This window comes from Oceanicella actignis, from assembly GCF_008124525.1.
Taxonomy (GTDB): Bacteria; Pseudomonadota; Alphaproteobacteria; order Rhodobacterales; family Rhodobacteraceae; genus Oceanicella; species Oceanicella actignis.
This window is the reverse complement of record NZ_VNHJ01000004.1, coordinates 239,496-260,137: the sequence shown is the minus strand read 5'-3', so window position 1 is coordinate 260,137 and position 20,642 is coordinate 239,496. Positions and strand designations below refer to the sequence as shown.

Below are 20,642 nucleotides of genomic sequence, written 5' to 3'. Positions count from 1 at the left end.
CGGCCCCGCGTTGATACGCCCGCCGGGCCAAGCGTTCAACCGCGCCGCGGGCGCTTGCCGCGCACGCGCGCATCGCTATCATGCGCGCGCGCACCCGCCGGAGCGCGCGCCGCCGCCATCCGCACGGGCTCGCGCCGAGCCCCGCAACCGCACGAGGACACGCCATGCCCATCGAAGCCCCCGAAGTCGAGATCGTCGAGACGACCCGCGTCAGCTGCGACGGCGGCGCCGGCCCGCTGGGCCATCCGCGCGTGTGGATGACGATCCCCGAGGACAAGGGCTATGTCGAATGCGGATATTGCGACAAGAAGTTCGTCCTCAGGGGCGGCCCCGCGGACAAGGGCTGAGCCGGTGAGCGGGCAGGGCCGCCCCCTGGGCCCCGGCGACCATCTGGAGCTGGTGGACGGCTCGGGCTTCATCTTCCGCGCCTATCACGCGCTGCCGCCGCTCACGCGCCGCTCCGACGGGCTGCCCGTCGGCGCGGTGGCCGGCTTTTGCAACATGATCCAGAAGATGATCGCCGAGCGCGCCGCCGATGGCGACGCCTCGGGCTGCCCCGTGACGCATGCGGCGGTGATCTTCGATCATCCGGGCAAGACCTTCCGCAACGACATCTTTCCCGAATACAAGGCCAACCGCCCGCCGCCGCCCGAGGATCTGGTCCCCCAGTTCCCGCTCGTGCGCGAGGCGGCGCGCGCCTACAACCTGCCGGTCATCGAGGCCGAGGGCTGGGAGGCGGACGACATCATCGCCACCTACGCCCGCCTCGCGCGCGAGGCGGGGGCCAAGGTCACCATCATCTCGTCCGACAAGGACCTGATGCAGCTGGTGGACGAGCGCGTGCGCCTCGTCGACGGGATGAAGAACCAGGTCATCGGCCCCGAAGAGGTCGAGGCCCGCTTCGGCGTCCCGCCCGAGCGCGTGGTGGACGTGCAGGCGCTGGCGGGCGATCCGGTCGACAACGTGCCGGGCGCGCCGGGCATCGGCGTCAAGACCGCGGCGAAGCTGATCCAGGAATACGGCGATCTGGAGAACCTCCTCGCCCACGCGCAGGACATTCCCCAGCCCAAGCGCCGCCAGACCCTGCTCGAGAACGCCGAGCGCATCCGCATGTCGCGCCGCCTGGTCGAGCTGGCCCGCGACGTGCCGCCGCCCCTGCCGCTCGAGGAGCTGGCCCTGCGCAAGCCAGATCCGCAGGCGCTGCTCGACTTCCTGTCGCGAATGGAGTTCCGCACCCTTCTGCGCCGCGCGGCCCAGAAGCTGGGCGTCGAGCCGCCCGCCGCGCCTGCGCCGCGCCCCGCCGAGGCCGGGTCCGACGCCGGGTCCGGCGCCGCGCAGGCCGATCCGCCCGCCGCCATCGATCGCGACGGCTACGAGGTGGTGCGCGACGCCGCGGCGCTGGCGCGCTGGATCGAGATGATGAGCGAGCGCGGCGAGGCGGCGATCGACGTCGAGACCACCTCGCTGGACGAGATGCGCGCCGATCTGGTGGGCCTGTCGATCTGCGTCGCGCCCGGGCGCGCGTGCTACGTCCCCTTCCGCCATGTCGAGGGCGACGGCGACCTGCTGGGCGCCCGCAAGCCCGCGCCGGGCCAGATGGACCGCGACGAGGCGCTGCGCATGCTGGCGCCGACCCTGGCCGATCCGGCGGTGCTCAAGATCGGGCACAACATCAAGTATGACATGAAGGTGCTGGCCCGCCACGGCGCGCCGGTCATCTGTCACGAGGACACCATGCTCATCAGCTACGCGCTCGACGCGGGGCTGCACGGGCATGGCATGGACGAGCTGTCGCGCCTGCATCTGGGGCATGAGCCGCTGGGCATCAAGGAGCTGATCGGCTCGGGCAAGTCGGCGATCACCTTCGACCGCGTGCCGCTGGACAAGGCCGCGCCCTACGCCGCCGAGGACGCGGACGTGACCTGGCGCCTGCGCGACGCCCTGCGCGGGCGGCTGCCGCGCGAGGGGCTGGCAACGGTCTACGAGACGCTCGAGCGGCCCCTCGTGCCGGTGCTGGCGCAGATGGAGATGACCGGCGTCAAGGTCGACGTGCCGCGCCTCAACCGCCTGTCGAACGAGTTCGCGGCCCGCATGGCCGAGCTCGAGGCCGAGATCCACGCCCTGGCGGGGCAGAGCTTCAACGTCGGCTCGCCGCGCCAGCTGGGCGAGATCCTGTTCGAGAAGATGGGCCTGCCCGGCGGCAAGAAGGGCAAGTCCGGCGCCTGGTCCACCCCCGCCGACGTGCTCGAGACCCTGGCCGCCGAAGGCAACGAGCTGGCCGCGCGGGTGCTGGACTGGCGCCAGCTGGCCAAGCTCAAATCCACCTACACCGACGCGCTGCCGGGCCATGTGAACCCCGAGACGGGGCGCGTGCACACCAGCTTCTCGCTGGCGGCGACGACGACGGGGCGCCTGGCCTCGACCGATCCGAACCTGCAGAACATTCCGGTGCGCACCGAGGCCGGCCGCGCCATCCGCGAGGCCTTCGTGGCCGAGGAGGGCTCGGTCGTCGTCTCGCTCGACTACTCGCAGATCGAGCTGCGCATCCTGGCGCACATCGCCGACGTGCCGGCGCTGAAGGACGCCTTCCGAAAGGGAATGGACATTCACGCCATGACCGCGTCCGAGGTCTTCGGCGTGCCCGTCGAGGGCATGGACCCCATGGTGCGCCGACGCGCCAAGGCCATCAATTTCGGCGTGATCTACGGCATCTCGCCCTTCGGCCTGGCCAATCAGCTGGGCATCTCGCGCGACGAGGCCAAGGCCTTCATCGACGCCTACTTCCAAAAGTTCCCCGAGATCCGCGTCTACATGGACCGCACCGTCGAAGAGGCGCGGCGCGACGGCTTCGTGCGCACCATCTTCGGGCGGCGCATCCACACGCCCGAGATCAACGCCCGCGGCCCGCGCGCGGGCTTTCAGCAGCGCGCGGCCATCAACGCGCCCATCCAGGGCTCGGCCGCCGACGTCATCCGCCGCGCCATGATCCGCGCACCCGCCGCGCTGCGCGAGGCCGATCTGCGCGCGCGCATGCTGCTGCAGGTGCATGACGAGCTGCTGTTCGAATGCCCCGAGGACGAAGCCCCGCGCCTGATCGAGGTCATGCGCGCGGTGATGGAGGGCGCGCCCGAGCCGGCGGTGGCCATGTCGACGCCGCTCAAGGTCGATGCCGGGGTGGGGCGGAGCTGGGCCGAGGCGCATTGAGGGGCGCCGGGGCGCCCCGCTCAGGCGGCGTCGCGAAAGGTGACGCGGTTGCGCCCGCCGTTCTTGCTGGCGTAAAGCGCCGCGTCGGCAGCCTCGATCAGGCTTTCGGCCCCGTCGCCGGGCGCATACATCGCCACGCCGATGGACACGGTGACCGGAATCTCGCGATCGCCGATGTCGAACGGAGGTTCCTGGATGGCCGCGCGCACGCGCTCGGCCGCCGCGGCCACGGCTTCGCGGCGCGCATCGGGCATGGCGACCAGGAACTCCTCGCCGCCAAGGCGCGCCGTCAGATCCGCGCCGCGCACATTGGCCTTCAGCCGGCGCGCGAACTCGCGCAGCACCGCGTCGCCGGCGGCGTGGCCGTAGGTGTCGTTCACCTGCTTGAAGCGGTCGATGTCCATCATCATCACCCCAAGCTCGCCGTCGCGCGCGTTTCTGATCAGCCCTTGCAGGTGCGTGGCCGCGTAGCGCCGGTTGAACAGCCCCGTCAGCGGATCGGTCACCGCAAGGCGCAGGCCGTCGAGCAGCGTGTCGCGCAGCTCGTCCGCATAGCGCTTGCGCCGAAGCTGCGAGCGCATGCGCGCGACAAGCTCGGCCGCGTCGACGGGCTCGAACAGATAGTCGCCTGCGCCAAGGTCCAGGCCCTTGGCGGCCGAGGCCGCGTCGCCCTCGGGCGCGACCAGCACGATCGCGCTTGCGCGCGTCGACTGGCGCGAGCGCAGGGCCGAAACCAGCCGCAGCCCGTCGCCGCCGGCAGGCAGGCGCCGGTCGATCAGGAACGCGTCGGGGGGCGCGGCTTCGGCCATGGTCAGCGCCTCGCGGTCGTTGGGCGGAATGCGCACGCTAACGTCCAGCGCCTTGCGCAGGATGTCGGCGCGCCGGCGCGCGCTGTCGGGCTCCGCCGCGACGATCATCACATTGGCCCCCGAAACATCCACGTCCAGCTCGGCCCGGACGGCTTCCAGCCCCAGCGACTGGGTCGTCTCGACGCGCAGGCGCATCTCGTCGATCATCATCTTCATGCGCAGCAGGTTGCGCACGCGCGCGTTCAGCTCCAGCTCGTTCACAGGCTTGGTCAGGAAGTCGTCCGCCCCGGCCTCGAGCCCGCGCACCCGCTCCTCGGGCTCGTTGAGGGCGGTGATCATCACCACGGGGATGTGGTGCAGCAGCGGATCGCTCTTGATGCGGCGGCACACCTCGAACCCGTCGAGCTCGGGCATGACCACGTCCAGCAGCACCAGATCCGGCGCCTCGCGCGCGCAGATCTCGAGCGCGTCGCGGCCGTTGGCGGCGGTGGTGACGTCATAATAGTCTGCGCCAAGGCGCGCGGCGAGCAGCATGCGGTTGGTCGCCACGTCGTCGACGACGAGGATTCGTCCGCTCATGCATTTTCTCCCGCACACGAAATCGGCGCCCGCGCCGGGCGGCGATCGAGATTTGCGAAGCGCGGCGACGCTCCGCTTCCGCTCACTTCACGATATAAGCGTTAACGAAGGGTTTCGGCCACCGGTCGAGATCGCGAGAACATCGGAGGAACCTGGCATGAACCGAGACGCGGCCGAGGCGTTGGCGCTTGAGGCGCTGGCATGGATGGCGTCGGACCCGGACCGGCTGGGGGCCTTTCTGGCCGCCGCCGGCGCCGATGCGGACACCGTGCGCGCGCGCGCGGCCGATCCCGAATTTCTGGGCTTCGTGCTCGACATCCTGCTTGGCGACGAGGGGGCGGTGATCGCCTTTTGCGACGCCGCCGGCCGGCCCTATGACGCGCCCCTGCGCGCACGCGCGGCGCTGCCGGGCGGCGATCTTCCGCATTGGACCTGAGCGCCGCTTGGAGAATCGGCCCCCGCGCGCGATAGTCCCCGCATGTCCCTGCCGCCCGGTTTCCTCGATGAGCTGCGCACGCGCGTGAGCCTGTCCGACGTCGTCGGGCGCAAGGTCGCGTGGGATCGGCGCAAGTCCAATCCCTCCCGCGGCGACTGGTGGGCGCCGTGCCCCTTCCACCAGGAGCGCACCGCCTCGTTCCATGTCGACGACCGCAAGGGCTTCTACTATTGCTTCGGCTGCCAGGCGAAGGGCGATGCGATCGGCTTCGTGATGGAGAGCGAGAACCTGTCCTTCATCGAGGCGGTCGAGCTTCTGGCCGCCGAGGCGGGGCTGACCATGCCCGCGCGCGATCCCGAGGCCGCCCGCCGCGAGGACCGGCGCAAGACGCTGGTCGAGGTGATGGAGCTGTCGGCCCGGTTCATGCGCATGCAGCTGCGCGGGGCGCGCGGCGCGCAGGCGCGCGAATACCTTCGCCGCCGCGGCCTGGACGAGGCCGCGATCGAGCGCTTCGGGATCGGATTCGCGCCCGACGACCGCGGCGCGCTGCTCGCGCATCTGACGAACAAGGGCGTTTCGCAGGAGCTGATCGTGGAATCGGGCATGGCGATCCGCCCCGACGACGGCTCGGCGCCCTATGACAGGTTCCGCGGGCGCGTCATGTTTCCCATCCGCGACGCGCGCGGGCGCTGCATCGCCTTCGGCGGGCGGGCGCTGCGCGAGGACGCGCGGGCCAAGTATCTCAACAGCCCGGACACGCCGCTTTTCGACAAGGGAAGCACGCTCTACAACATCGGCCCCGCGCGCGAGGCCGCGGGCCGCGCCGGGCGGCTGCTGGTGGCCGAGGGCTACATGGACGTCATCGCCCTGGTCCTGGCGGGGTTCGAGGCGGCCGTGGCGCCCCTGGGCACGGCGGTGACCGAGCGCCAGCTGCGGCTGATGTGGCGGCTGGCGGACGAGCCGGTCATCATGCTCGACGGCGACGCGGCGGGGCTGCGGGCGGCGCGGCGGCTGGTCGACCTGGCGCTGCCGCTGCTCGAGCCGGGAAAGACGCTGCGATTCTGCCTGCTGCCCGAGGGCAAGGACCCCGACGACTTCCTGCGCGATTCGGGGCCCGAGGCGCTCGAGCGGCTGATCGCCGAGGCGCTGCCGCTGGTCGAGATGCTGTGGCGGCGCGAGATCGAGGGCAGGGTGTTCGACGCGCCCGAGCGCCGCGCGGCGCTGGACAAGCGCCTGTCCGAGGCGCTTGCGCGCATCCCCGACCGCGGCTTGCGCGGGCACTACGCCGACGCGCTGCGCGAGCGGCGCGATGCGCTCTTCGGCCGCCCGGCGCGCCGATTCCGCGCGCCCGAGGACGACCCGCCGCCTGCCGCCGAACCGCATCAGGATTGGGGGCGCGCGCCGGGGGGGCGGCGCGGCGGCTTCGGCGCCCGGCGCGGCGGCTGGAAGGACGCGGCCCGGCGCGAGGCGGGGCCCTCGGCGCAGCTGCGCGCCTCGCAGCTGGCCTCGCGCGCCGGCGCCTCGCCCGCGCGCTGGCGCGAGGCGGCGCTGCTTCTGGGCGTGCTCAACCACCCGCCGCTGGCCGAGACCTTCGAGGCCGAGCTCGACGTGCTGCGCTTCGAGACGCCCGAATTCGAGGCGGTGCGCGATGCGATCCTGGCCGAGCTGGGCCCCGCCCTCGAGGCGCCCGAGGCCGAAGCCCCCGACATCCTGCGCGCGGGCGTGGCGCGGCGGCTGGGGCGCGATCCGCACGCGCTTCTGGCGCAGGGCGTCGCGCCGCTGACGCCGGCGCTGGCGCGCGGCGCCCCGCGCGCCCGGGCCGAGGCGGTGCTGCGCGAGGCGCTGGCCATTCACCTGGCGCGGCAGGCGCAGGCGGCCGAGATCGAGGCGGCGCGGCGCGACCTCGGCGCCGAAGGCGCGTTCGATCTGCTGATGCGCCGCCTGGCGCAGGCCGCGCAGGAGCGCGAGCGCGCCGCCCGCCCCGCGCCGGGCGCCGAGGCGCTGGGCGACGAGAACGAAGAGGCGCTGCGCGCGCAGCTGCGCGCATTGCACGAATCGCGAATCTGGGCGAGGAAGCGGCGAAAAAATCGGCCCGACGGGGCGTGATTCGAATCGCGAATCACCTATATATCCCGGTCTGACGGACTCGGGATCTCAATCGCGGGCCGTTCCCGGGCGCCAGCCTGGCGGAACGGTCGGCCAAGCGGAGACGTACATGGCGGCCAAGGACACCGAAAACGACAAGCCCGAAGATCAGGACGACGCCGAAGGCCCGATGCTCGACCTGAGCCAGGCGGCGGTGAAGAAGATGATCGCCGCCGCCAAGGCGAAGGGCTTCATCACGATCGACGAGCTCAACCGCGTGCTCCCGCCCGAGCAGGTCTCCTCCGAGCAGATCGAGGACGTGATGGCGCTGCTGTCCGAGATGGGCGTGAACGTCGTCGAGGAGGAAGAGGCGGAGGCCGAGGAGGAGGAGGAGAAGGGCGGCGAGGTGGCCGTCGCCGCGACGCCCTCCGAGACGCTCGACCGCACGGACGACCCCGTGCGCATGTATCTGCGCGAGATGGGCTCGGTCGAGCTGCTGTCGCGCGAGGGCGAGATCGCCATCGCCAAGCGCATCGAGGCCGGCCGCTCGACAATGATCGCGGGGCTTTGCGAAAGCCCGCTGACCTTCCAGGCCATCACCATCTGGCGCGACGAGCTGCTGGAGGAGAAGATCCTTCTGCGCGACGTCATCGACCTTGAGTCCACCTTCGGCGCGCATATGGAGGAGGACGAGGAAGAGGACGTGGAGGCCGCGCCCGCCGAGGGCGCCGCCTTGCCCGCCGCGGCGTCGGGCGACGACGACGAGGAGGACGAGGACGAGCGCGCGAATCTGTCGCTGGCGGCGATGGAGGCGCAGCTCAAGCCGCGCGTGCTCGAAACGCTCGACCGCATCGCCGAGGACTACAAGCGCCTGCACGAGATGCAGGTGCAGCGCATCTCGGCCGCTCTGTCCGAGCAGAAGACCTTCACCCCCCAGCAGGAGCGGGAATACCAGCGCCTGCGCGCCGAGATCGTGCAGCTGGTCAACGAGCTGCACCTGCACAACAACCGCATCGAGGCGCTGGTCGACCAGCTTTACGGCATCAACCGCCGGCTGATGACGCTGGAAGGCTCGCTGATCAAGATGGCGGACGCGGCCAAGATCGACCGCAAGGCCTTCATCGAGGAATACCGCAACTCCGAGCTCGATCCGGGCTGGATCGACCGCGTCGCCACGCTCAAGGGCAAGGGCTGGGCGCAGTTCGTCGAGCGCAACCGCGACCGCATCGAGGCCGTGCGCCGCGAGATCGGCGAGATCGGGCGCCATGTGGGCGTGGACATTCCCGAGTTCCGCCGCATCGTCCAGACCGTGCAGAAGGGCGAGAAGGAAGCGCGCATCGCCAAGAAGGAGATGGTCGAGGCGAACCTGCGGCTGGTCATCTCGATCGCCAAGAAATACACCAACCGCGGCCTTCAGTTCCTGGACCTGATCCAGGAGGGCAACATCGGCCTGATGAAGGCGGTGGACAAGTTCGAGTATCGGCGCGGCTACAAGTTCTCGACCTATGCGACGTGGTGGATCCGCCAGGCGATCACGCGCTCGATCGCGGATCAGGCGCGCACGATCCGCATTCCCGTGCACATGATCGAGACCATCAACAAGCTGGTGCGCACCAGCCGGCAGATGCTGCACGAGATCGGGCGCGAGCCCACGCCCGAAGAGCTGGCGGCCAAGCTGCAGATGCCGCTCGAGAAGGTGCGCAAGGTGATGAAGATCGCCAAGGAGCCGATCTCGCTCGAGACCCCGATCGGCGACGAGGAGGACTCGCAGCTGGGCGATTTCATCGAGGACAAGAACGCGATCCTGCCGCTGGACGCCGCGATCCAGGCCAACCTCAAGGACACGACGACGCGCGTTCTGGCCTCTCTGACCCCGCGCGAGGAGCGCGTGCTGCGCATGCGCTTCGGCATCGGCATGAACACCGATCACACGCTCGAGGAAGTCGGCCAGCAATTCTCGGTGACGCGCGAGCGCATTCGCCAGATCGAGGCCAAGGCGCTGCGCAAGCTCAAGCATCCCAGCCGCAGCCGCAAGCTGCGCAGCTTCCTCGACGGCTGAAGCGGGCGCCGCGCCCCAGCCGGGGCGCGGCCCTCAGGCGGCGCTCGCCACGCGGTTGCGTCCGGCTTCCTTCGCCTTGTAGAGCAGCTCGTCGGCACGCTTGATCAGCGCGGCGGCGTCCTCGCCTTCGCGCAGCTGCGTGACGCCCACCGACACGGTCACCGTCCCGAGGCGCTCGCGGGTTTCGGCGACGACGAAGCTTTTCGCCGCCAGCTCCTGCCGGATCTTTTCGGCGATGTGGCGCGCGCCCATCAGGTGGGTCGCCGGCAGGACCATGGCGAATTCCTCGCCGCCGAAGCGGGCGGGCGTGTCCTTTCCCTTGAGGTTGAGCTTGAGGATGCGGCCGAATTCCTTGAGCACCGAGTCGCCCACGGCGTGACCGTATCGGTCGTTGAGCTGCTTGAAGCGGTCGATGTCGGCCAGCGCGAAGCACAGCGGGCCGCGTTCGGGCGCCGCGGCGATTTCGGCCTCGAGCACGGCGTCCAGCCGCCGGCGGTTCGGGAGCTGGGTCAGATGGTCCAGATAGGCCGCTTCGCGCAGATCCTTCAGATCGCGCGACAGATCCTCGATCTTTCGCCGGGCGGCGCGAAGCTGGGAGGTCAGATCGCTGGTTTGCGCGGCGTGGGCGCCGGTGACGTCGATCAGCGACTCGGCGGCCTCGCGCACGGTCGAGGCGCGCGAAAGCAGGTTCACCCCTTCGCGGATGCGGGTGAGGGCGCCCATGAAGCGCGCATCCTCGGTCTCGCGCCGCGCCAGGCGTTCGACCACCTCGCCCATTTCGCCGTCCAGCGTCTGGCCCAGCGACAACAGCCGCACGGGGGCCGCGCCAAGGGCGAGATGCTCTTCATAGATGCGCTCGATCGCCGACAATGCGGGGGATTCGTCGCGTTCCAGCAGCGCGCCGACGGCGTTGCGCAACCCTTCGGGCTCGCCGCGCACATAGCCATAGAGCACCTCGAAGACGCGCGGCGTGGGGGGCAGCCGCCTTGCGTGGGCAAGGTCGAGGGCCTTGCGCGCCAGGGCCTCCTGCGCCTCGAAATCCTCGTCGAAGCCGGTTTCGCTTTTGACCAGCGCCGCCATGTCGATCCTCCGTCGCACCCCGGGCCGCGCGGGGCGCGGCATCCGATTCGCAGGGTAGGGCGGCTTTTCTTACGCGCGGTTAATCGGCGCTCTCTTCGCGTTCGATCAGCTTGACGATGCGCAGGAAGCGCGCATGCGCCAGCGCAACCGAGAAGGCGAAGCCTTTCCAGCCGCCCAGCGCATGGCCGCGCAGCAGATAGGTCTTGAGGAAGACGTAGGGGAACTCGACCGCCAGGCGGGCCTTGAGCAGCCACAGGGGTCGGCGCCGCGCCGCCTGGGCCTGGAAGGTGGTGTAGGCGTTCTGCTTCTGGATCAGCGCGTGCCAGGTCAGGAACGGATAGTGCCACAGCGCGCCCCGAAGCTGGCGCGGCGGCGCCAGGGTCTCGACCCGGTCGAAGAGCGGGTGGTCGCGGTAGCGCCCGGCCTCGACATGGTAAAGGCGCACGACGTTGTAGTCGTTGGCCAGCGGGCGCGGGCGCGCGTCGCCCGGATAGACGTTGAGGATGCGCACCTTCCACGCCGAGGGCGGCTCTTCGCGCACCACGCGGCGGATCTCTTCGGCCAGCTCGGGGGTGACCACCTCGTCCGCGTCGACGTTGAGCAGCCAGTCATGGCGGCATTGCTCTTCGGCGAAGCGCTTTTGCGGGCCGTAGCCGCGCCAGTCGCGCACGAAGACGCGCGCGCCCAGCCGCTCGGCCAGTTCGGGCGTGCCGTCGGTCGAGCCCGAATCGACCACCACCACCTCGTCCGCCAGGCCGCGCAGGGCCTCGATGGCGCGAGGCAGGCGCGCGGCCTCGTTCTTGGCGATGATGAAGGCCGAGAGGCCGGGGCGTTCGCGCGCCATGGGCCGCCTCACCCGCGCAGGGCGGCCAGAAAGGCGTCGATGTCCTCGTCGGCGGTGTTCCACGCGCAGACCAGGCGGCAGCCGATGGGCTCGTCATCGGGGCCGTCGGGGGCGGGTTCGTGCGGCCAGGGATAGTAGCGCGCCCCCGCCGCCTGCAGCCGCGCATGCACCGCGCGCGGAAGGGTCGGAAAGACCATGTTCGCCTCGACCGGATGCGGGATCTGCGCCAGCCCCGAGGCGCGCAGCCCCTCGGCCAGGCGGTCGGCCGCCGCGTTGGCGCGGGCGGCCAGCTCGAGCCACAGCCCGTCTTCCAGCCAGGCGGCCAGCTGCGCCGAGGCGTAGCGCATCTTGGACAGAAGGTGGCCGCCGCGCTTGCGCCGCAGCTCGAACTCCCAGCCGCGGCGCTCGGCCTCTTCGCCGAAGAAGACGACCGCCTCGACCCCCAGCGCGCCGTTCTTCGTCGCGCCCAGCGACAGCGCCTGAACCCCCGCCTTCCAGGTCAGCTCGGCGGGGCTGACGCCCAGCCGCGCCGCCGCGTTGGCGAAGCGCGCGCCGTCCATGTGCAGCGGCAGATCCCACGCGCCGGCGATGTCGGCGATGCGGCGCAGATCCGCCGGGCGGTAGAGCGTGCCCAGCTCGGTCGCCTGCGTCACCGTCACCGCGCCGCGCTGCACGTTGTGCACGCCCGCATGGCAGGCCTGCGCCAGCCGCCGCTCGAGCGCCTCGGGGTCGATGCGCGCATGCGCGCCGGGGATCAGCCACAGCGTCGCGCCGCCCGTGTAGAAGATCGGCGCGCCGCACTCGTCCTCCTGCACATGGGCGTGTTCGTGGCAGCAGATGGCCGCCCAGGGCGGGCACAGCGTGGCCAGCGCCAGGCTGTTGGCCGCGGTGCCCGTGACCACCGGCAGGACGACGGCCTCGGGCGCCTCGAAGATCTCGCGCACAAGGGCCGTGGCCCGCGCGGTCCACGGATCGGCGCCGTAAGAGCCGGCGGGGCCTTCGTTGGCGCGGGCCAGCGCCTCGAGCACGGCCGGGGCGGCGGGAGCGGCGTTGTCGGAGCTGAACCACATCACAGCATTCCTTCGATCAGGTGGTCGGGCAGATCGTCTTCGTCCACCTCGTATTCGGGAACCGAGCCCTGCACCGCCACGCCCGCCCGGCGCACCGAGTCGGGATCGCCCGAGATCAGCGGGTGCCAGTCGAACAGCGGCTTGCCCTCGGCCAGAAGCCGATAGGCGCAGGTCGCGGGCATCCAGTCCTTGATCTCGTCGATGGTCTGCGGCGAAAGGATCACGCAGCCGGACACCAGCGCCTTGCGCCGCGCATAGGCGCCGCAGCGGCGGGTTTCGGGGTCGAACAGGCGGCAATGGACGTTGGCGTAGGCGACGGTCCCGTCGTCTTCGTCCTCGAGCTTGAGCAGGCAGCAGCGCCCGCAGCCGTCGCACAGCGATTCCCACTGCGCGCGCGTCATGCGCGCAAGCGGCGTCGTGCGCCAGAAGGGTTCGGCGTCGGGCGCGGCGGGCGAGGGGCGTTCTGCGGTCATGGGCGGCAAACGAGCACAACGCGCGCCGCAGGTCCAGAGGGCTTGCGGCCCCCGTTCGGACGCGCGCGCCTCAGCTTGCGGCGGCGCTTGCCGCGGCAAGGCGGCGGCGCGCCTCGGCGCAGTCCTCGCGCATGCGGGCGATCAGCGCCTCGACGTCGTCGAACTTCTCTTCGGGGCGGATGAACGAGACCAGCGCCACCGAGATCTGCGCGCCGTAAAGATCGCCCGAGAAATCCAGCAGATGCACCTCGAGATTGGGCGCGTTGACGCCGAAGGTCGGGCGCACGCCGATGCTGGCCGCGCCCTGCCGGACGCCCCGGAACGGGCCGTCCAGCACCTCGACCAGCACCGCATAGACGCCATGGCGCGGAACCAGCAGCCTTTCGAGCGACAGGTTCGCCGTGGGAAAGCCCAGCTCGCGCCCGCGCTTGTCGCCGTGGCGGACCTCGCCGTCGATGCGGTGCCAGTGGCCCAGCATGCGGCGCGCATCCTCGGGGCGGCCCTCGAGCAGGGCGCGGCGGATGGCGGTCGACGAGATCTCTTCGCCCGCAGGGCCGCGCACCAGCCCCGCGGCGCGCACCTCGAAGCCCAGCTCGTCGCCCAGCCGGCGCAGGGTTTCGGCGTCGCCCGCGCGGCCCTTGCCGAAGCGGAAATCGGCCCCGACCACCACCCGCTTCACGCCCAGAGCCTCGGCCAGCACCTTGCGCGCGAACTCCTCGGCGCTCAGCGCGGCAAGGGCGGCGTCGAAGCGCAGCTCGAACAGGCGCTCGACGCCCAGCTTCTCGAGCCGATGGGCGCGCGCGGCCGCGTTCATCAGGCGAAAGGGCGGCGCGTCGGGGGCGAAGAACTCGCGCGGGTGGGGCTCGAAGGTGATCACGCCCAGCGGCGCGTCGGGCGCGCGCGCCAGGTCGATGACCGCCTGGTGGCCCAGATGCACGCCGTCGAAATTGCCCAGCGCCGTCGAGGCGCCGCGATCTTCGGGCCGAACCTGCTCGAGGCCGCGGATGATGCGCATGAAATCCCCCGCCGGGGCGGGGCGAGCCCGCCGCTTCAGTCGAACTTGCGGGACGGCGCCAGCACCAGCGCCTCTCCCTTCAGCACGACCGTATCGCCCACGCGGCAGACGCAATCAAGGGTGACGCGGCGCCGCGCATGGTCGATGGCAAGGACGGTGACGCGCGCCTCGACCGTGTCGCCGGGGCGCACGGGGGCCAGGAACTTGAGCGTCTGGCCCATGTAGACGGTGCCGTGGCCGGGCAGCTGCTCGCCGATCACGGCCGAGATCAGGCCCGCCGTCAGCATGCCATGGGCGATGCGCCCGCCGAAGATCGTGTCCTGCGCGTAGGACTCGTCCAGATGCACGGGGTTGCGGTCGGTCGAGACCTCGGCGAACAGCTCGATGTCGCGATCGGTCACCGTCTTGCGCAGGTGGCGCGACATGCCGATCTCGAGATCCTCGATGCAGATCGTGCCGCGGGGCAGGTTGTCGAGCATGTCGGTCTCTCCTGACATGGGTGGCGGCCCTTGGGCGGCGAGGCGCCGCGTTGGAATGCTGCGATGCACAAGGGATAGCGCGGGGCGGCCGCGTTTGCAAGAATATTGCGCAATATTGCGTCACCAAATCACCGGGTGCGGCAATTTTGTTGCCGCGGCGGGGCAGGCGCGCGGTTCGGTCCCGGTCCTGGTCCGCCGCTCAGCTCGCCGGGCAGCCCGTCAGCTCGAAAAAGCCCGAGCCCGCCAGCACCGTCACCCGCACCGCCGAGCGCGCCACCCACAGCGCCGGATCGTCCAGCCAGGCGTCGGCGGCGATCTCGATTCCCTCGGCGGCGGGGCTGACGCGCGGCGGGTCGAACCACACGCCTTCGGGGCCCTCGACGACCACGGCCGGCGCATGCGCGCGCATCGCGGCGGGCAGGCGCAGCAGCGCGGTCAGGCGCCGCTCGCCGCCCGCGCCCTCGAGGGCGCAGCGCGCCATGGCGACGCCCGCGCGCGCGGCGTCCTGCGGCCCGTCGGCCAGCGCCGCCGACAACCGCGCGGCCACGGCCTCGGGGGCCGGCGCGCCGCCCGCGGGCAGCTCGAGCGACAGCTCGGCGCTGCCGGGCATGCAGATATCCGAGCACACGCCGTAATCGATCCGCATGCGCAGCCGCATGGGGTGGTCCGCGCGCTCGGGCGCCAGCGCCAGGGGCAGGGTCATCGCGTGCTTGTAGCCCAGCGTGAGCATGCCGAAGCTCTCGAACGCGTCGGGCCGCGGCCACAGGGCCTCGGCGCGGGCCAGGTTCTCGGACCCGCTCCAGTCGATGCGCGGCGGCACGCCCGCCTCGCCCGGCGCGCGCCAGTAGGTCTTCCACCCATCGGCCAGGTCCATCAGCAGCGCCGCCATGGGTCGGCCGTCGGCCGTGCGCCCCGCGGGCACAAGGCGCAGCGTCGCGGGCGCGCCCTGCTCGGCGCGGGCGGCGGGGGGCGGCGGCGCGGCGGCGGCCATCGCGGCGACGGCCAGCCCGAGCGCGAGGCGCGCGGCGCGGGCCATGGGCCAAGGGGCGGATCCTGGGGCGGAGCGGGGCGGACGTCGCGTTCTCATGCGACAGAGATAGCGCGCCGCGCCGCCGATCGCGAGGGCGCCGCGCGCACAATGAAGTGAGCGGGGCAGTGAGCGGGGCGGCGAGCGGGGCGGTGCGCGGGGCGGTCGGCTAGCGCGCGCCGGGGCGATCTTGCGCCGCCCGCCCAAGGGGGCGCCTTCGGGACGGGCAGCGGCCGCAGGGGCCGTGAGGCGGCCGACGGCGCGCGGGCAGGCGGCGCCGTTCCCGCGTCGGCCGCGACCGCGGGGCGGCGAGCGGTTGCCGCCCGAGCGGGCGCGCCCCGACAGGGGCCGCGACAGGCGCCGCGGCTGCGCCCATGGGCGGCCGGCGCGGGAGCGTCGAGCCCAAGCCTTGCGGGTGCTCAGGCGCGGCGCCCGAAGCCGGCGCGAAGCCGCGCCGCCCTGGCCGTCGGTCCGGGGAGCGGGCGCGCAGGCGCGCCGCACGGGCGTTCGGGATGGGCGCATGGGGCGGCAATTTTCGCGCGCACAAGCGTTGACCATTGATTGCGGGCGTGCGCGACCCCATCATCAAGGGCATGAACACGAACCCGCATGATCCCGCCGCGCCCGCAAGCGCCACGGCCCGCTCGGACGCCGACAGTCTGGAGGGCCGGATGCTTCTGGCCATGCCCGGCCTGGCCGATCCGCGCTTTTCGCACGCGGTCATCTACATGTGCGCGCATAACGAGGACGGCGCCATGGGCCTGATCGTCAACAAGCCCGCGCCGGATCTGAAGTTCGCCTCGCTGCTCAAGCAGCTGCGCATCGCGCCGGGGCCGCGCACGCGCGATCTGAAGGTGCATTTCGGCGGTCCGGTCGAGATGGGCCGCGGCTTCGTGCTGCACAGCGACGACATGCGCCTGCCCGAGGGCACGCGCGAGCTGTCGGGCGGGCTTTGCCTGACCGCCAGCGTCGAGATCCTGGAAAGCCTGGCCAATGGCGGCGGCCCGCGCGAGGCGCTGCTGGCGCTGGGCTATGCGGGCTGGGGGCCGGGGCAGCTCGAGGCCGAGCTGGCGCAGAACGGGTGGCTGGAATGCCCGGCCGATCACGACCTCATCTTCGATCCCGACGACGCGCGCAAATGGGAAGCGGCCATGCGGCGCATCGGCGTCGACCCGGCCCTGCTGTCCAGCGAGGGCGGCCACGCCTGAGCCGGGCGCCGAGGCGGGCGCTGCGCCCCGCCCCGCAAACGCCCCGCACGCATATCCCCCATGGCCCCTCAGAACGGAATAGGCCGCCCTTCGTGATCCTCGAACAGGCCGGTGCGCGCCAGGGTCAGCGCGTCGAAGCGCGCCAGCAGATCGCGCGCGCTGCGCTCGGGCGTCAGCGCCGCGCGCGGGCCGCCCATCTCGGTCGCCACCCAGCCGGGATGCCACACGCCCACGGCCAGCCCCTCGGGCGCCAGCTCGCGCGACAGGTTCAGCGCCAGGTTCGCCGCCGCCGCCTTCGACGCGCGATAGGCGTAGGCGTCGCCCGACGCCGCCGCGCTCGAGCCCATGCGCGAGCCGATCACCGCGATCTTCCCGCCGGGGCGGCGCATGCGCGCGCGAAAGGCCCGCACGACGAAGAAGGGCCCGGCGACGTTGGTCATCAGCGTCTCGCGCCAGGCCCGGGCGTCGAGCGCCGGATCGTCCAGCCCGCCGCGCCCGATGAACACGCCCGCATTGCACACCAGAAGATCCGCCTGACGCGCGCCCAGCTCGCGCGCCGCGCGATCGCACGAATCGGGGTCCGTCACGTCCAGCGCCGCCGCGCGCACCCGCCCCCCCGACCGCTCGCACAGCGCCGCAAGCGCGGGCGCCGCGTCGGGGCGGCGCGCGCAGGCCAGCACCTCGTCGCCGCGCGCGGCGGCCTGCCGCGCCAGCTCAAGCCCGATCCCGCGGCTTGCGCCGGCGATCACCATCAGCGCCATGTCGTTTCCTCCGCAATGCGCGCCGGCGGCGGCGCTCAGATCTTCTGGTCGTAGTCGCCGATCTCGGGCTGCTCGGCCAGGATCGCGTCCAGATCGGCGAAGATCGCGCGCATCTCGTCCTCGCTGTCGGGGCTTTCGCACACCACCACCAGGTTCGGCGTGTTCGACGAGGCCCGCACCAGCGCCCAGGCGCCGTTCTCGAGCATGGCCCGCGCGCCGTTCACCGACACGATGTCGGCGATGCGCCGCCCGCCCAGCGCGCCGCCCGACGCGGCCAGGGCCTCGAGCCTCGCGCGCACGCGCGCGACCACGTCGTATTTGACCTCGTCCGGGCAGAAGGGCGACATGGTCGGCGTGCTCCAGGTGCGCGGCAGCGAGCGGCGCAGATCGGACATCGACGCGTCGGGGCGACGGTCGAGCATGCGGCAGATCTCGATCGCCGCGCGCAGGCCGCAGTCATAGCCGCGGCCGATGGGGTCGGCGATGAAGTAGTGGCCCGATTTCTCGAACCCCGCCAGCGCGCCCAGCTCGCGCACGCGGCGCTTCATGTGGCTGTGGCCGGTCTTCCAATACTCGGCGCGCGCGCCCAGCTCGCGCAGCTCGGGATCCGAGACGAAAAGGCCCGTCGACTTCACGTCCGCCACGAACACCGCGCCCGGATGCGCGCGGGCGAATTCGCGCGCCAGCAGCACGCCCACCTTGTCGGCGAAGATCTCTTCGCCCTCGTCGTCGACCACGCCGCAGCGGTCGCCGTCGCCGTCGAAGCCCAGCGCCAGATCGGCGCCGCTTTCGCGCACGGCGGCGGCCATGTCGCGCAGCATTTCGAGCGCCTCGGGGTTGGGGTTGTAGTTGGGAAAGTCGTAGTCGAGCGTGCAGTGGCGCTCGATCACCTGCGCGCCGATGCGCCGCAGCGCCTCGGGCGCGAAGGCCGAGGCCGTGCCGTTGCCGCAGGCGCACACCACCTTGAGCGGCCGCGTCAGGCGCAGGTCGGCGGTCAGATCGTCCAGATACGCCTCGCGCAGCCCGTCGACCCGCGTCAGCCGCCCGCCCGGCCGCTCGACGCCCTGACCCTCGAGAACGATCCGCCGCAGGCGCGCCATCTCTTCGGGCCCGTGGGTCAGGGGGCGGTCGAAGCCCATCTTGACCCCGGTCCAGCCGTTGGGGTTGTGGCTGGCCGTGACCATGGCCACGGCGGGCGCGTCCAGGTGGAACTGGGCGAAATAGGCCATGGGCGTGACGGCGGGGCCGATGTCCAGCACCTCGACCCCCGCCTGCATCAGCCCGATGCTGAGCGCCTGCTTCACCGCCAGCGAGTAGCTGCGGTAATCGTTGGCGACGACGATGCGCGGCGCCAGGCCCGCTTCGTGCATCTGCGTGCCGATTCCCAGCCCCAGCAGCTGCAGCCCCGGCAGGTTGATCTGGTCGGGATAGCGCCAGCGCACGTCGTATTCCCGAAACCCGGCGGGGTCGATCATGGGCTCGCGCAGCTCGTCCCAGGTGTTGCGCGCGACCTCGGGGCGGGGACGAGGGGATGAGTCGGTCATGGCGGCTCCTGCGCGAATGGGCGGCGGGATCGAGGGACGGGGTTCAGGGGCGCGGGATCGGCCGCTCCTTGGCCATGCGGTCGAAGGCCGCGAGGTCGGCGATCAGCTCGGGCATGCGCGCGAGCGGGATCATGTTCGGCCCGTCCGAGGGCGCGGCGTCGGGGTTCTCGTGCGTTTCGACGAACACCGCCGCGACGCCGACGGCGACGGCCGCGCGCGCCAGCACGGGCGCGAACTCGCGCTGCCCGCCCGAAGCGCCGCCCAGCCCGCCGGGCTGCTGCACCGAATGGGTGGCGTCGAACACCACCGGATAGCCCGTCGCCGCCATCTGGGGCAGGGCGCGCATGTCGGTGACGAGGGTGTTGTAGCCGAACGAGGTGCCGCGCTCGCACAGCAGGATGTTCTCGTTGCCGGTGGCGGCGATCTTGGCGGCCACGTTGGGCATGTCCCACGGCGCCAGGAACTGGCCCTTCTTGACGTTGACGGCGCGGCCCGTGCGCCCGGCCGCGATCAGAAGGTCGGTCTGGCGGCACAGGAAGGCGGGGATCTGTAGCATGTCCACCGCCTCGGCCGCGGGCGCGCACTGGTCGGGCAGGTGCACGTCGGTCACCACCGGGCAGCCGATGCGCGCGCGCACCGCGGCCAGGATCTCGAGCCCGGCCTCCATCCCCACGCCGCGCCTGCCCGAAAGCGAGGTGCGGTTGGCCTTGTCGAAGCTGGCCTTGAACACGTAGCCCAGCCCCGCATCGTCGCAGATGCGGGCCATGCGCTCGGCGATCATCAGCGCGTGGTCGAGAGATTCGAGCTGGCACGGCCCGGCCAGCACCGCCAAGGGCAGCGCGTTGCCGATGCGCACATTCGCGACCTGCACCACCCTTTGTTCTGCGCCTGTCCCTGCGGTCATGTCGTCCCCATCAGCGTGAATGCGTTCGCGTGTCGCGCGCGGCGGCGCGCCGCCGCCCCCGCGGACGAAGGCCCGGCGGTCAAGGGCCGAAGCCCCCCGAGCAGCGCCAGCGCCAGGCGTCGGCGATCATGCGCTCGAGCGTGGACAGGCGCGGCTCCCAGCCCAGCTCGGCGCGCGCGCGCGATCCGTCGCACACCAGCCGCGACGGATCGCCCGGCCGGCGCGGCGCGTCGCGCACCGGCACGCGGCGGCCCAGCACGCGCTCGGCGGCCTCGATCACCTCGCGCACCGAGTGGCCGCGCCCGACGCCCAGATTGAGCCGGATGCCCCGCGCGCCGCCCATCAGCCGCTCGAGCGCCAGCAGATGCGCCTCGATCAGGTCCCACACATGCACATAGTCGCGCACGCAGGTGCCGTCGGGCGTGTCGTAGTCGCGCCCGAAGATCGACAGCGCCTCGCGCGCGCCGGCGGCCGCGTCCAGCACCAGCGGGATCAGATGGGTCTCGGGCTGATGGCGTTCGCCGATCTCGGCCTCGGGATCGGCGCCGGCCACGTTGAAATAGCGCAGCGCCGCCGTGCGCAGCCCGTGGGCGGCCTCGAAATCGTCCAGCATCCGCTCGACCGCCAGCTTGGACGCGCCGTAGGGGTTGATGGGGCGCTGGGGCTGGTCCTCGTCGATCAGCTCCACATCCGGCTCGCCATAGGTGGCCGCGGTCGAGGAGAAGACGATCGCGCGCACGCCCGTCTCGACCATCGCTTCGAGCAGGTTGAGCGAGCCGCCAACGTTGTTGCGCCAGTAAAGACCCGGGCTGCGCACGGATTCGCCCACATTCGAGAGCGCGGCGAAGTGCATGACCGCGTCCGGCCGCGCCTGCGCCAGCGCCGCGCGGGTGGCGTCGAGATCGTTCAGATCCGCCTCGATCAGCGGGCCGAAGCGCACCGCCTCGCGCCAGCCCGTGCGCAGATCGTCCAGCGCCACCGGCTCGTGGCCGGCCGCGCGCAGGGCCTTGCAGGCATGCGCGCCGATATAGCCGGCGCCGCCCGTCACCAGGATCCGCGCCATGG

The 20,642-nt window shown here is 72.0% G+C and carries 18 protein-coding genes; 6 read left to right on the top strand and 12 right to left on the bottom strand.

Going from position 1 to position 20,642, the window contains the following annotated elements; all coding sequences use genetic code 11:
• The first annotated feature begins 164 nt into the window (after positions 1–164).
• Complete coding sequence (locus tag LY05_RS08300) at positions 165–347, top strand: zinc-finger domain-containing protein (RefSeq protein ID WP_072748280.1); 183 nt, start codon at positions 165–167, stop codon at positions 345–347.
• A 4-nt stretch (positions 348–351) separates the two neighbouring features.
• On the top strand, positions 352–3,204 hold the full coding sequence (gene polA / locus LY05_RS08295) for a DNA polymerase I (protein WP_249041901.1): 2,853 nt from the start codon (positions 352–354) through the stop codon (positions 3,202–3,204).
• Positions 3,205–3,224: 20 nt separating this feature from the next.
• Here polA and LY05_RS08290 read toward each other — a convergent pair whose 3' ends face one another.
• Positions 3,225–4,592, bottom strand: coding sequence for a PleD family two-component system response regulator (locus tag LY05_RS08290; RefSeq protein WP_148922801.1), 1,368 nt, complete (start codon positions 4,590–4,592; stop codon positions 3,225–3,227).
• Between the two features lie 157 nt (positions 4,593–4,749).
• Between LY05_RS08290 and LY05_RS08285 the strand changes: the two genes are divergently transcribed.
• The 3 genes from LY05_RS08285 to rpoD all read left to right on the top strand — a co-directional run bounded on the left by LY05_RS08285 (position 4,750) and on the right by rpoD (position 9,172).
• Positions 4,750–5,028, top strand: coding sequence for a DUF3572 family protein (locus LY05_RS08285; protein WP_072748278.1), 279 nt, complete (start codon positions 4,750–4,752; stop codon positions 5,026–5,028).
• 42 nt (positions 5,029–5,070) lie between these two features.
• The gene (gene dnaG / locus LY05_RS08280) at positions 5,071–7,134 is read left to right on the top strand and encodes a DNA primase (RefSeq protein WP_148922800.1); all 2,064 of its coding nucleotides are present in this window, start codon (positions 5,071–5,073) and stop codon (positions 7,132–7,134) included.
• A 109-nt stretch (positions 7,135–7,243) separates the two neighbouring features.
• Positions 7,244–9,172: an RNA polymerase sigma factor RpoD gene (rpoD, locus tag LY05_RS08275; RefSeq protein WP_148922799.1), complete on the top strand. Its 1,929-nt coding sequence runs from the start codon at positions 7,244–7,246 to the stop codon at positions 9,170–9,172.
• A gap of 33 nt (positions 9,173–9,205) precedes the next feature.
• Here rpoD and LY05_RS08270 read toward each other — a convergent pair whose 3' ends face one another.
• The 7 genes from LY05_RS08270 to LY05_RS08240 all read right to left on the bottom strand — a co-directional run bounded on the left by LY05_RS08270 (position 9,206) and on the right by LY05_RS08240 (position 15,169).
• On the bottom strand, positions 9,206–10,252 hold the full coding sequence (locus LY05_RS08270) for a GGDEF domain-containing protein (RefSeq protein ID WP_148922798.1): 1,047 nt from the start codon (positions 10,250–10,252) through the stop codon (positions 9,206–9,208).
• Positions 10,253–10,331: 79 nt separating this feature from the next.
• Complete coding sequence (locus LY05_RS08265) at positions 10,332–11,096, bottom strand: glycosyltransferase family 2 protein (protein ID WP_072748274.1); 765 nt, start codon at positions 11,094–11,096, stop codon at positions 10,332–10,334.
• 8 nt (positions 11,097–11,104) lie between these two features.
• On the bottom strand, positions 11,105–12,166 hold the full coding sequence (locus LY05_RS08260) for a threonine aldolase family protein (protein WP_072748273.1): 1,062 nt from the start codon (positions 12,164–12,166) through the stop codon (positions 11,105–11,107).
• The gene (locus tag LY05_RS08255; protein ID WP_148922797.1) at positions 12,166–12,639 is read right to left on the bottom strand and encodes a YcgN family cysteine cluster protein; all 474 of its coding nucleotides are present in this window, start codon (positions 12,637–12,639) and stop codon (positions 12,166–12,168) included. The genes LY05_RS08260 and LY05_RS08255 overlap by 1 nt, the downstream gene beginning before the upstream one ends.
• A 70-nt stretch (positions 12,640–12,709) precedes the next feature.
• Positions 12,710–13,654 (bottom strand): bifunctional riboflavin kinase/FAD synthetase, encoded by a 945-nt coding sequence (locus LY05_RS08250; protein ID WP_148922796.1) that lies wholly within the window; start codon positions 13,652–13,654, stop codon positions 12,710–12,712.
• Positions 13,655–13,689: 35 nt separating this feature from the next.
• Entirely contained in the window at positions 13,690–14,133 is a 444-nt protein-coding gene (locus LY05_RS08245) for a MaoC family dehydratase (RefSeq protein WP_072748270.1), read from the bottom strand.
• A gap of 199 nt (positions 14,134–14,332) precedes the next feature.
• Complete coding sequence (locus LY05_RS08240) at positions 14,333–15,169, bottom strand: protein-disulfide reductase DsbD domain-containing protein (RefSeq protein WP_148922795.1); 837 nt, start codon at positions 15,167–15,169, stop codon at positions 14,333–14,335.
• A 560-nt stretch (positions 15,170–15,729) separates the two neighbouring features.
• On the opposite strand from LY05_RS08240, the gene LY05_RS08235 reads away from it, so the two are divergent.
• Positions 15,730–16,368, top strand: coding sequence for a YqgE/AlgH family protein (locus tag LY05_RS08235; protein WP_282957560.1), 639 nt, complete (start codon positions 15,730–15,732; stop codon positions 16,366–16,368).
• Positions 16,369–16,436: 68 nt separating this feature from the next.
• Here LY05_RS08235 and LY05_RS08230 read toward each other — a convergent pair whose 3' ends face one another.
• The 4 genes from LY05_RS08230 to galE form a co-directional block, all read right to left on the bottom strand.
• Positions 16,437–17,129 carry an SDR family NAD(P)-dependent oxidoreductase gene (locus tag LY05_RS08230; RefSeq protein ID WP_249041900.1) on the bottom strand — a complete coding sequence of 231 codons (693 nt, stop codon included), beginning with the start codon at positions 17,127–17,129 and terminating at the stop codon, positions 16,437–16,439.
• Between the two features lie 35 nt (positions 17,130–17,164).
• Entirely contained in the window at positions 17,165–18,673 is a 1,509-nt protein-coding gene (locus LY05_RS08225) for a phosphomannomutase/phosphoglucomutase (protein ID WP_249041899.1), read from the bottom strand.
• 43 nt (positions 18,674–18,716) lie between these two features.
• A complete protein-coding gene (kdsA, locus tag LY05_RS08220; protein WP_072748267.1) occupies positions 18,717–19,577 on the bottom strand; it encodes a 3-deoxy-8-phosphooctulonate synthase in 861 nt (286 codons plus the stop codon).
• A gap of 79 nt (positions 19,578–19,656) precedes the next feature.
• Positions 19,657–20,640 carry a UDP-glucose 4-epimerase GalE gene (gene galE / locus LY05_RS08215; protein ID WP_072748266.1) on the bottom strand — a complete coding sequence of 328 codons (984 nt, stop codon included), beginning with the start codon at positions 20,638–20,640 and terminating at the stop codon, positions 19,657–19,659.
• Between the last annotated feature and the right edge of the window lie 2 nt (positions 20,641–20,642).